Origin of the sequence: Chamaesiphon polymorphus CCALA 037 (assembly GCF_003003845.1) — a bacterium.
Classification (GTDB): domain Bacteria; phylum Cyanobacteriota; class Cyanobacteriia; order Cyanobacteriales; family Chamaesiphonaceae; genus Chamaesiphon; species Chamaesiphon polymorphus.
Window position 1 is genome coordinate 1 of sequence record NZ_PVWO01000150.1, and the last position, 11,741, is coordinate 11,741.

Annotated in this window: 10 protein-coding genes; 3 read left to right on the forward strand and 7 right to left on the reverse strand. The window is 47.5% G+C overall.

Annotated elements, in window-relative coordinates; genetic code table 11:
- A partial coding sequence (gene hemC, locus C7B77_RS13200; protein ID WP_106305307.1) for a hydroxymethylbilane synthase occupies nt 1-831 on the reverse strand: 831 nt, incomplete at its 3' end.
- Between the two features lie 250 nt (nt 832-1,081).
- Between hemC and C7B77_RS13205 the strand changes: the two genes are divergently transcribed.
- Nucleotides 1,082-2,401 (forward strand): ATP-binding protein, encoded by a 1,320-nt coding sequence (locus C7B77_RS13205; RefSeq protein WP_106305310.1) that lies wholly within the window; start codon nt 1,082-1,084, stop codon nt 2,399-2,401.
- Nucleotides 2,402-2,589: 188 nt separating this feature from the next.
- The gene (locus tag C7B77_RS13210; protein WP_106305313.1) at nt 2,590-3,138 is read left to right on the forward strand and encodes a COP23 domain-containing protein; all 549 of its coding nucleotides are present in this window, start codon (nt 2,590-2,592) and stop codon (nt 3,136-3,138) included.
- 217 nt (nt 3,139-3,355) lie between these two features.
- Here C7B77_RS13210 and C7B77_RS13215 read toward each other — a convergent pair whose 3' ends face one another.
- The 5 genes from C7B77_RS13215 to mgtE all read right to left on the reverse strand — a co-directional run bounded on the left by C7B77_RS13215 (nt 3,356) and on the right by mgtE (nt 8,977).
- Complete coding sequence (locus C7B77_RS13215; protein WP_342761355.1) at nt 3,356-4,444, reverse strand: phosphotransacetylase family protein; 1,089 nt, start codon at nt 4,442-4,444, stop codon at nt 3,356-3,358.
- 199 nt (nt 4,445-4,643) lie between these two features.
- Nucleotides 4,644-4,841 (reverse strand): hypothetical protein, encoded by a 198-nt coding sequence (locus C7B77_RS29990; protein ID WP_181243856.1) that lies wholly within the window; start codon nt 4,839-4,841, stop codon nt 4,644-4,646.
- 6 nt (nt 4,842-4,847) lie between these two features.
- On the reverse strand, nt 4,848-5,231 hold the full coding sequence (gene ebsA / locus C7B77_RS13220; RefSeq protein WP_106305316.1) for a type IV pilus biogenesis protein EbsA: 384 nt from the start codon (nt 5,229-5,231) through the stop codon (nt 4,848-4,850).
- Nucleotides 5,232-5,412: 181 nt separating this feature from the next.
- Complete coding sequence (dnaK, locus tag C7B77_RS13225; RefSeq protein WP_106305319.1) at nt 5,413-7,326, reverse strand: molecular chaperone DnaK; 1,914 nt, start codon at nt 7,324-7,326, stop codon at nt 5,413-5,415.
- A gap of 301 nt (nt 7,327-7,627) precedes the next feature.
- A complete protein-coding gene (mgtE, locus tag C7B77_RS13230; protein ID WP_106305322.1) occupies nt 7,628-8,977 on the reverse strand; it encodes a magnesium transporter in 1,350 nt (449 codons plus the stop codon).
- A gap of 467 nt (nt 8,978-9,444) precedes the next feature.
- Between mgtE and C7B77_RS13240 the strand changes: the two genes are divergently transcribed.
- Nucleotides 9,445-10,965 (forward strand): helicase C-terminal domain-containing protein, encoded by a 1,521-nt coding sequence (locus C7B77_RS13240; RefSeq protein WP_106305327.1) that lies wholly within the window; start codon nt 9,445-9,447, stop codon nt 10,963-10,965.
- Nucleotides 10,966-11,030: 65 nt separating this feature from the next.
- Here the strand turns inward: C7B77_RS13240 and C7B77_RS13245 are convergent, their stop codons facing one another.
- Nucleotides 11,031-11,741, reverse strand: coding sequence for an ABC transporter ATP-binding protein (locus C7B77_RS13245; RefSeq protein WP_106305330.1), 711 nt, complete (start codon nt 11,739-11,741; stop codon nt 11,031-11,033).

Sequence of the window (11,741 nt, forward strand, 5' to 3'; positions counted from 1 at the left end):
ACCGTCTAGACTAGATACCATGCCGACGAGAGTGAGATTGTCACCGTCGATGGTAGTATTAACCCCGATCGGGACTTGGCAACCACCTTCTAATTCGCGGAGGAATGCGCGTTCGGCATAACAGCGGTAAGCAGTTGGTTGATGTTGCAAAGCTTGGAGTAGCTCTAGAATTTCGGGATCTTCAGTCCGACATTCGATGCCCAGTGCCCCTTGTCCGACCGCATGAAGCGACAATTCGGCAGGAATGAGCTGGTGAATGCGATCGCCAAAATCTAAGCGTTGTAAGCCCGCTGCGGCCAGAATTAGCGCATCATATTCACCCGCATCGAGTTTAGCCAAGCGAGTATTGACATTGCCCCGGACGTCTTTGAAAACAAAGTGGGGGAAGTGATGGCGGAGTTGTGCCAATCGACGCAGCGAAGATGTCCCAATGACGGCACCTGGGGGCAGAGTTTGGAGCTGTGCGCCAGCATGTTTGGCATTGACGACAAGCGCGTCCGCTGGGTTTTCTCGCTCGGTGACACAACCGAGCATCAAACCTTCTGGTAAATTGGTAGGGAGGTCTTTGAGTGAGTGGACGGCAAGATCTGCCGATCGATCGAGAATTTTAACTTCTAGTTCTTTGGTAAATAATCCCTTATCGCCAATTTTCGCCAGCGGTACGTCGAGAATTTTATCCCCTTGGGTACTCATCATCTCGACTTCAAAGGTGCGATCTGGAAAGTGCTTCTGTAGTTCGGATTGCACCCAATAGGTTTGCACCAATGCTAGTTGACTTTTCCGCGAAGCGATGCGGATCGTCTGGGTGGAGTTGGCGATATTAGCAGACATATATATAAAAAGCGATTGTTAATCTTGCGCATATAAATACCTCATCTAGGATACAGCGACTAGCGATCGGTTGCTAGGGGAGAGCAAATCGCTAACAAACACTCTGTAAAAAATAAATAAGAATAAATAAGAAAACTAAATTAACGATCGACTTCTATCCACTATCCACTATTCACTAAATAATTCTTTAAAACCTAAAGCCTAAAGCCTAAAGCCTAAAGCCTAATCCCTAATCCCTATCCCCCAGCTTATGAATTCCTCTCATCAAGATCGACACACCGCAGAACTTCACAAAATGCAACGCGCGATCGCGGGATTGCTGATCTATCAAGATATTTTAGCTGGTGAAGTTGGTCTGGCTCTCATCGCGCTGCTGCAAGCGATCGCCAATGGGGACAGATCTCAGGGTAACGCGCTGATCTGCCTGACTGCTTACGGACGTTTTTTTAGAGCTTTGGCGGCTGAAAATTGTAGTTGGGAAGAATATCTAATTGCACGGGTTTTACAAGCAGAAAACCCCTTTAGCTTGAAAGTGCAAAAGATTGCCAGTGATGTATCGTCAGAGTCAGTTTCACAACACTTACCTTCAGCATTAATCGCCGCAGTGGGGCAAGATCTTCAGTCATTACATATACTATATAGCTATGGATGCTATATCCCACTGTGGGTTCAGCAAGTCGGTGGTAAGCCTATTTGTTGGTTGGAGAGCCAGAAGCTAGCGGCAAGATCGCCGCTAATTCAGAATTTCGAGCGACGAGAATGGGGTGAATTAGTTACAGATTTGGCACGCTATTATCAACAATCTGGAGTAGGTATTTTTGGGAAGTATCGAGCATTAAAGTGGCAAGAGCGGCTGCTGGGTATCGCCCATCCCGATCGAGTGCGGCTCGACGATCTCGTCGGTTACGATCTCCAAAAAGCCACGTTAATTAATAATACAAAATCTTTACTTGCAGGTAAGCCAGCTTTAAATATTTTGTTGTATGGTGGCAAAGGTACTGGCAAATCATCGCTCATTAAAGGATTGCTCAATTATTATTGTGATAGCCAACTGCGACTGGTGGAAGTGAGTAAGTCTCACCTCATCGACCTGCCCTTAATTCTCGATCGATTGACCGATTTACCCCAAAAATTTATCATTTTTGTAGACGATCTTTCGTTTGAAGCAGATGATGAAGCCTTCAAAGCTTTAAAGGTGGTACTCGAAGGTAGTGTCACGGCCAGACCGTCGAATGTGGTAGTATATGCCACATCCAATCGCCGTCATTTAGTTAGAGAGTATTTTGCCGATCGACCCAGACCCCAGGATGCTGATGAGATTCAGATGTGGGACACGGTTCAAGAAAAATTATCGTTTAGCGACAGGTTTGGCATTACACTGACCTTCGAGCCAGCCGACCAACCTAAATATTTAGAAATAGTCCATCATCTGGCAGCCTCAGCACAATTGCCCATCGATCGTGACGAACTCGAAAAGCGTGCCTTACAATGGGCGACAAGACACAATGGCCGATCCGGACGCACCGCACGGCAATTTATCGATTATCTGCTGGGGGAAGTTGACAGTTGAATCGCAACTACGATGTTTCTACCAGCGGTAATTTCGAGCCATGGACGAGTAAGTCCGACTACCTAGAGTACGCTCCGCGATCGATCGAGTGGCGGTCTAAAATAATTAATATAATCTTCCGAACTCATGCGGAACTTTGGGCTGTTTTAGTGTTTCTTTAATGTAGTAATCGATCGGAGTGTAAAATTATGAAATCTTTGCAAATAGCGACTATTGCCACACATCGCCTATTCGCGATCGGGTTGGCAACTCTAACAGCAGTCAGCGGTATTAGCCTATTTGCAGCGTCGAGTCAAGCTTTGACAGCGACGACTAGCTTTGTCTGCGGCAAAGCTGAAGGTAAACCAGCAACTGTTGCTAGAACCAAGAAAGGGGATGTCCCGATCGTGATTTGGAGTTCGGAAGGATTTAGCGAATCGGGATTTACACCGCAAGTCCGGTGTCAGCAAGTATCGGCTAGATTTCAGGCTCTATATCGCAGCGGCCAATTGAAATATATTACCGCTGGCACTTTAAATAATCGGCCTGTGGTCTGTGCTACCAAAGAAGTCGGTAGTACTTGTACCAAGCAAAATCTGTTGTACACTCTCAAACCCAACTCCGATCCCAAGCAGGTAATCGCCAGATTGATGGCCATCCGCAATCGCGCTAGTTCTAGAGGGTTAGAAGAAAGTGCTTCCTCGACCCCTAGTTCGACTAACTCGATCGAGTTAAATTGGTTGGACGAAGAAGAATAAGGGTAATGACTGGTAGTCTACGGTGTAGATCTAGTTACTATTTGGGTGGGGAGTTGGGAGTTGGGAGTTGCGGCTCGCGCTCGGCGGGGTTCCCGCCGAAAGAAGCGAGACAAGACAGGGAGTTGCCGATCGAGGTATGATGCAATGTTTTGCAATCCAACGATCTCTCTTCCCCCGCGCCCCGCTCCTCGCTCTAATAAGCAGCACCGCCAGAAACTCAAATTCCTAACACTGACATCAAGCGATCGATATCGCAATGATGGCCGAATAACTCGCGCGCGCAATTAATTTTAATCGGTTCTTGCAGGCGCACTTGACCGAAAGCATTATCGATAATTTCCACAGTAGTCAGAGTATCCAAATCTACTGACAGAATGGGTATTTCTAGGTCTTCAGCGCGGCTGACGATAAAAGGTTGAGGTGCAAGGTGTCCGGTTAAAATCAAGCACTGTGTAGAGGTTTCTAGCGCGGCTAGTTGAATATCGGCGCGATCGCCACCCGTGACGACAGCCATATTATTGCCCCGTCGAAAATATTCTAGAGCCGAATTGACATTCATCGCGCCGATCGAGAGACTTTCGACCATTAAGTCCAATCGATCGGGACGACACAATATTTCAGCATTGAGTTGAGAAACTAATTGCTTGACAGTAACACTTCGCAACAATCCATTGCGATGGATAACGCCAAATACGGGGATACCCAACTGTTCTAAATATGGAACCAGCGTCGTTTGAACGCTTTCTACCCGATCGCGAGGGATATCGTTGATCGTACAGCCTAACAATCTTTTGCCCAGCCGCTGCTGCGCCGATATCAGCAGATCGATCGACGACAAGGGATGATAGCGGTTGACTAACAACACGCCAGCATCCAAAGTTTCCGCGATCCGATCGATCGCTAGATCGAACAAACTCCCCTCATGAAGATTGGCACCTCCTTCGAGAATCACCAAGTCGCCTGGAAGTTGGTGCGCGCTATCTTGAAGTAATTTTGGATAGTCTCGACTATCGACTCCCGTCAGCCGATCGTGAGTACGTGCCGCATCCAATACCAACAGTGGCAATCCCAATCGCTCGGCAGGCAAGGATAAGGCTTGAGCCATCAGTCTGGCATCATTATCGTTCGCGCCATTGGGGTCGAGTGCGTTTCCAGTCACGACTGGTTGAGCGTAGGCAATCTCAATTCCCTTTGCCTGTAAACGATCGGCAATTCCCAAAATCGTCGCCGACTTCCCACTACAGGCTTCAGTCGAAGCTACCAGCAAGTATTTCATAGCCATCCCCACACAATTATCCCTAGTCATTTAACTATATGATGCAATAACTTAGTAATATCTAAAATCGGCGATGCCGATTATGTCTCTCGTGTCCAGGATGAATTACTACCTGCAAATGCTAACCGTTTTTCAGAGGAGCGAGCAGTTGTTTGTCCAGTAGGAGAGCGATCTCGCTGCCCGACTTGGCAACTGACACAGATGAGTTAAATTACCGTCGATCGCCATACTAGTCTAGGTTATCCGCGATCGCAATGACTAGTGTTTGGGGAAAAGATGTTCCCAATCGGAATTTGATGAGCGTCAGCACGAAGATGAAGACCGCAGGAGCGCAACCAGAGCGATTGCTAGTCATTGATGTCGATCGGGTGGTAGCCTGACTGAGGCAGAGCCAGAGTAGTGGCATCGCCGCGATCGATACAGGCACTACATGCTAGTCTTCCATTCTCATCAGTTTATAATAAAAATATTGGGGGAAATCCGGAGTGTTGGTATCGCGGATATTAATCAGCCAATCGATCAGATAACTAATCAACTCCGAATTCATCATGTTGATATCGTAGGTGAGATCGGCATTATCATCAAACATCATCGTGCATCTGGTCAGATCGCCAGGTAGATTCTGGATCGCCCAATTGATGACATAAGGAATTTTTTCCCCACCTTCGATCGCCGGATAACCGCCAAGTCCACCTTTGTGGTAAAGCGTGATTGCTTTGGGCAGCACGTTCCGTTTGGCAGCGGATTTCATGAAATATGGGGCATACAAATTAACTTTATCTGGTTGGGCGGGAATTATTTCATCAAATAAATTCATCGATCTAGGGAATAGGGAATAGGGGTTAGGGGTTAGGCTTTAGGCTTTAGGCTTTAGGCTTTGGGGGATTGGGGGATTGGGTTGTTGAGCTTAGTATTCACCATTTTGGGTAAAGATTTACAATTTTATGATAAAAAAACCCAGTTTCTTGGGGAAACTGGGCGAGCTTGGCTAAAAATTACTATTTAGTTTCGGAGAATTCGGCATCGATAACATCGTCACCACCGCCAGTTGCACCGCCACCAGGAGGAGTACCACCATCAGCATCATCGCTACCGCCACCAGCATTAGCACCTGCTTGAGCGTAGATATTACTACCGATCGCCATTAAGGTTTGCTGAACTTCGGGACTCAAGCGTTGGATTTCGGCATCATCTTCTTTCGCTACAGCTTCTTTGAGTTCTTTGATTAAGCCTTCGAGCTTAGTTTTGTCTGCTGCGGGGACTTTATCGCCGAGTTCTTGAAGTTGTTTTTCGGCTTGGTAGGTGAGAGAATCAGCCTGGTTCTTGCGATCGATTTTCTCGCGGTTTTCCTTGTCGGCGGAAGCATTACTTTCAGCTTCGCGCACCATCCGTTCGACTTCGGTTTTGTCGAGAGTAGAAGCACCAGTGATACTGATGGACTGCTCTTTACCAGTGCCCTTATCTTTAGCGGTGACATTCAAGATCCCGTTAGCATCAATGTCGAGAGTGACTTCGATTTGGGGGACGCCACGCGGAGCCGAAGGAATACCGTCGAGACGGAAGGTACCCAGACTCTTGTTGTCGCGCGACATTTCGCGTTCGCCTTGGAGAATATGGATTTCAACGTTGCTCTGTCCATCTACCGCTGTCGAGAAGGTTTCAAACTTCTTGGTCGGAATAGTGGTGTTACGAGGGATGATTTTAGTCATTACACCACCTAAGGTTTCAACACCCAAGGATAGCGGAGTGACGTCGAGTAAGAGGATATCTTTGACTTCACCAGCCAAGACACCAGCTTGTACCGCTGCACCGATGGCAACTACTTCGTCTGGGTTTACAGTCTCGTTAGGCTCTTTACCCAAGAGGCGTTTGACTAATTCTTTAACTGCGGGAATCCGAGTCGAACCACCCACCAAGACGACTTCATCGATGCGGGCTTTATCGATTTTGGCATCTTTGACCGCATTTTCGACAGGAACGCGACAACGATCGATCAAGTCGGAACAAATTTCCTCGAATTTAGCCCGAGTTAGGGTCATTTCGACATGTTTTGGCCCATCTTGAGTCGCCGTGATGAAGGGCAGGTTAATTTCAGCTTGAGTAACGCTAGAAAGTTCGATCTTGGCTTTCTCAGCAGCTTCAGTCAGACGTTGGAGAGCTTGACGATCTTTGCGGAGGTCGATACCTTCATTTTTCATAAAGGTAGTCGCTAAGTGATCGACGATTTTCTTGTCGAAGTCGTCCCCACCTAAGTGAGAGTCCCCAGAAGTTGCAAGTACTTCAAATACACCGTCGCCGACTTCGAGTACGGATACGTCGAAGGTACCGCCCCCAAGGTCGAAAACGAGAATTGTTTCGTTACTCTTTTTGTCTAAACCGTAAGCTAGGGCAGCCGCAGTCGGTTCGTTAATGATCCGCAGCACTTCAACCCCAGCAATTTTACCTGCATCTTTGGTAGCTTGACGTTGAGAATCATTAAAATAAGCTGGTACGGTAATTACGGCTTGGGTAACAGTTTCACCCAGATACTTACTCGCATCATCGACTAATTTTCTTAATACTTGAGCGGAAACTTCTTCTGGCGCGAATTTCTTGCCCAAGCCAGGAGCTTCGATTCTAACGCTGTTTCCATCGTTGACGACTTTGTAAGAGATTTCAGTGGCTTCTTGGCTCACTTCGTCAAATTTGCGACCGATAAAGCGTTTGACGGAGGAGAAGGTATTCTCTGGGTTCATCACCGCTTGACGTTTGGCGATTTGACCGACCAAGCGATCGCCATTTTTCGCAAATGCGACAACAGAAGGGGTAGTGCGGAATCCCTCGGCGTTAGCGATTACGGTGGGTTTGCCACCTTCCATTACGGCAACACAGGAGTTGGTAGTTCCTAAGTCAATGCCAACAACTTTTCCCATAAAACTATAACTACTTCCTAAATAATGACAACAGTTTGAATAATGGCAACGAGCGCAGTGAGCAAGTCACACGAATCGATATTACAGAATCGATCCCTATCTTTGTGCCAACTGAGCCTTTTTTGAAGGGTGGTTTTCCGTACCTCTTCGATGACTGACGGTAAGCAATCGACCGTTATCTTATGACTGGCTCAGTTGATACCTCTCTACTGTATGTGACTTATACCAATGTCGAAATTGAGGCGAACCGTATAGAGTAGTGGTGCTTACCGAAAGAGTACACAGTGGCAAGCTAGATCGGCTAAAGATGCCAGACATTAACGGAAAGGGTAATTAAGGATAGAAACAGAATAAACCCGATCGTGTCTAGGAGAGTCGTGACTAACGGCCCACTGATTAGAGCTGGATCGACATTTACCTGCTTGAAGGCGATCGGTAGTAACGTGCCTAAGGTTACGGCGACGATCGAATTGGCAGCCATAACCGAACCTGCCACCAGTGCCACCCAGCGTTCGTCTGGCGGCGTCCAAATTAAGGCGAGCAGGATCATGGTCAATCCGAGTCCGAGGGCTGTTCCTAGCCCTGCTAGTAGCTCTTTGCCGAGAATTTTGAGGGTATCGCCAGCGGTGACTTCGCCGACACCGAGGGAGCGAATGGTGACGGTGAGAGCTTGGGTACCGACTGCGCCGCCAGTATTAGAAAAGAGCGGCATAATTACCGCGAGAACGGGGATTTTGGCGATCGTGTCTTGGAAAGGTGCGATCGAACTGGAGGCACCGATATATAGTGCCATAATGCCGAGCAGCCAGGGCAGGCGATTTTGTAATTTGCTCCACGGGGAGGAGAGGGACGAATCTTCGCCACTGGCGACCCCTGCCAGTTTTTGGATGTCTTCGGTGGCTTCTTCTTGCAAGATATCGACGACATCATCGATCGTGATAATACCTACCAACCGATCTTCGCGATCGACGACTGGGACTGCAATCAAGTCATATCGCTGCATTTGGCGCGCGACATCTTCTTGAGAGGTTTCGGTATAAACTTTGATCACTCGATCGCTACCGATATCTTTAATCGGCGTATCCGGTAGCGTAAATACTAATTGCCGCAACGATACCACTTGCATTAGTTTCCGACTATCGTCGGTGACATAAGCATAGTAAATCGTCTCTTTATCGCGATCGCTTTGTTTGATCTTGGCTAAAGCTTCGCCGACTGTCAAACCTTGCCGCAGCCGCACGTATTCCGTCGTCATCACCCGTCCGGCAGTCCCTTCGGGATAGCCGATAATCGTAGCGGTAGCCGCGCGTTCTTCTGGACTGAGTTGGGGTAGGAGTCGTTTGACGACGCCTGCGGGTAATTCGTCAAATAGGGCGACGCGATCGTCGGGACGCATGGCTTCAATAATCTGGCAAACTTGAGTATCGTGGAGAGCTTCGATCAACTCTTCTTGAATCTCCGTCGGGAGGTATTCAAAAACGGCGATGGCACAACCCTTGGACAGCAATCGAAAAGCGATCGCACGACGCTCTCCAGGCAATTCACTAATGTAATCGCCCACATCTACCGCTGGTAGATGATTGAGTTCTGACTTGAGTTGATTTAAGTCAGTGATGTCGGATAGCTCGATCGTATCTTCTCGACTCAGCATAAAACCTCCTAGCCTCCTCCTGCCTGGGAGACTAGCTCGTCAGATGTTAGAGAAGGTTGTTACTTAAGAGCAGATGGACTGTAGTCCACAACAGCATAGAAATTACTAATACCGATATTTTTAATGAAAACTTAAGATCGGTATCTCTATCGTATCTCTGGATGCACCCAGATCGCAAGGTTCAACTTGTAGAAGCAAAAAATGGTGTTGCTGGATTTGAGGATGAAAAGATAGAGTGGGGAGCGGGGAGCGGGGAGTTGGGAGTTGGGAGTTGGGAGTTGGGAGTTGGGAGTTGGGAACAGAGATCCAAAAACAACAGATCGTACCTTAGAGCGGTAACTCCCGAAAAATTATCGATGTTTTGCTCTCAAGCTAGCGATTGTGACGACAGAATGATTAAGATCGAGAAGTAATCTCTGCTAAATAATCGCGATTTTCTCGGTCATGAGAGATTGCGCCAATGACTAATGTCCCAACCGATCGAAGTTACCACTCATGTCATCCTCCGCGATCTGTTGCGACATCAACCTGAGATCGTTAGCTGGAACCATCATCTGACGATGACGCGCTTAGTAGCGCAAGCCTTGCGACGCTCGACATCAGCACTAATTCAAACCGGGATTCCCACCCATCGCCAACAGGGCACATATCGCCTCAGCTATCTGATTCCCGCACTATTGTGGCAAGGCTCCGTAACCATTGCCATTCCCACAGCCATTCGCGAGCGGTTAGTCGAGCGAGAACTCCCCCAACTCCAGCAATGGTTGGGTACTTCTAAACCAGTCTATTGCAGCGATACTCCACCCCCGCCAGAATTTGCAGGCTTGTGGATAACAGATCCGCAATCTTGGTTGAGTCTACAATTATCTGCTCCCGATGCTGTTGCCTGCAATCCGATCGCGATCGACGGTGCGGATGAATTAGAAAATTGGGCGCAAACATTACTCACGATCGAGCTAACTCCCCAAGATTGGGACGAGCTGCGACTGAGCCAACCGCCAGCAATTGCCGCGCAAATTGTCTCCCTCAGAATTAGCTGGCTTTCAGCTTTATGGCAACGTCCGCTCAATCCTTATAATTGCTATTTATTAGATGCTGGCGATCGATTGTCGATCGAGTCATTGAGTAAAATTCTCTCGCAGGACATACCCCCCCAATGGCAGCAATTTTATCGCGAGTTAGACAAACCCGATCGATTAGTCTGGGCAAAACTCGATCGTACTCGCGGCACATTTATACTGGCAATTACGCCGATCGATTTAGTTGCCGAACTCACCCCCATTTGGCAACGACAACCATCGATTTTGATTGCGAGCGCGGTAGATCTCAATAATAAAGCGATCGGTTATCGTCAAGAATTAGGCTTGGGCGAAATGACCTCAGTTAAATTCCCACTCGATCGACAAAACGATTTATTCAAACTCTACATTCCCCGCTGGATGCCGATGCCCAATACCAGCAAGTTTCAACCCATCTTAGTCGATGAAATCAAACATTTACTACACCTAATTAACAGTCGCTCCAAATTCGTAGTTATTCTCATTCAAGATACCCCGCTTAAAGCTCAATTAGCAGCTATTCTCGCGGCTGAATGGGGAAGTAGAGTCCAAGTCGAACGCACCGACCTCAACGCGTCAAATATCCTGATCTCTGGCTGGGAATTTTGGCAGCATCATCAAGACGATTTACCCACACCCGAACTGATGATTATTGCGACGCTACCGATTCCCTCACTTGAAGATCCGCTAGTTGCGGCGAAGGTAAGTTTTTATAAGCAACAAAAACAGGATTGGTTTCGGCTTTATTTATTGCCGACAGGTTTGCGAATCTTACATCGGGCGATCGCGCCAATGCGATCGGCTCAAGGGATAGTTGCGATCTTTGACAATCGGATCGACAGACGAATTTACGGTCAACAAGTATTAGCATCTCTCAATCCCAATCAGCGGATTAATTATCTCGATCTCAATTGGCTCGATTCGGCGTAGATATGTATATATCTATAATTTTTCCACCGGAAAGGGAGTAGAACCGGAAACCTAAAGTCTAAAACCTACCCCGCCATAGCGACTTGATAAATCTCACCTGGTGTCAGATGAGAGTGGATGACGCGACCATCTTTGAACCACACGATGCGTTTGGTTTGTTTGGCAACATCGGGTTCGTGAGTGACCATGACGATCGTAATTCCGCTTTCATTTAGTTGGGTAAAAATATCCATTACCTCTTGAGTCGTCCGCGAATCTAAGGCTCCTGTCGGCTCGTCAGCCAGTAAGACGCGAGGTTCGCCGACAATTGCCCGCGCGATCGCCACCCGTTGTTGTTGACCCCCAGAGAGTTGATTGGGACGGTTGGCCATCCGATTGCTCAACCCGACTTTTTCTAAGGCTACTACCGCACGCTCTTTGCGTTCGCTCTGATTTAGGCCGCCATAAATCATCGGCAACATTACATTTTCGAGGGCGTTTAATTGCGGTAACAGATGAAATTGTTGAAAGATAAAACCGAGTTTGCGATTGCGAATTTTGGCTAATTCGGCATCGGGGACGGTGGAGACATCTAATTTATCGAGATAGTAATGTCCGCTGGTAGGTTGGTCGAGACAACCGATAATATTCATGGCTGAAGATTTACCAGAACCAGAAGGCCCCATAATCGCACAATATTCACCTTCGGCGATCGTCAAACTGACATCATCTAATGCTTTAACTAAAGTATCTTCGATACCATAGGTTTTATTAATATTTTCTAGTCTGATAATAAT

Excerpts from the sequence above, each read along its gene's own strand:
- C7B77_RS13205 (WP_106305310.1), top strand. The coding sequence starts at position 1,082 with ATGAATTCCTCTCATCAAGATCGACACACCGCAGAACTTCACAAAATG.
- C7B77_RS13210 (WP_106305313.1), top strand. The coding sequence starts at position 2,590 with ATGAAATCTTTGCAAATAGCGACTATTGCCACACATCGCCTATTCGCG.
- C7B77_RS13215 (WP_342761355.1), bottom strand. The coding sequence starts at position 4,444 with ATGACTAGGGATAATTGTGTGGGGATGGCTATGAAATACTTGCTGGTA.
- ebsA (WP_106305316.1), bottom strand. The coding sequence starts at position 5,231 with ATGAATTTATTTGATGAAATAATTCCCGCCCAACCAGATAAAGTTAAT.
- dnaK (WP_106305319.1), bottom strand. The coding sequence starts at position 7,326 with ATGGGAAAAGTTGTTGGCATTGACTTAGGAACTACCAACTCCTGTGTT.
- mgtE (WP_106305322.1), bottom strand. The coding sequence starts at position 8,977 with ATGCTGAGTCGAGAAGATACGATCGAGCTATCCGACATCACTGACTTA.
- C7B77_RS13240 (WP_106305327.1), top strand. The coding sequence starts at position 9,445 with ATGTCCCAACCGATCGAAGTTACCACTCATGTCATCCTCCGCGATCTG.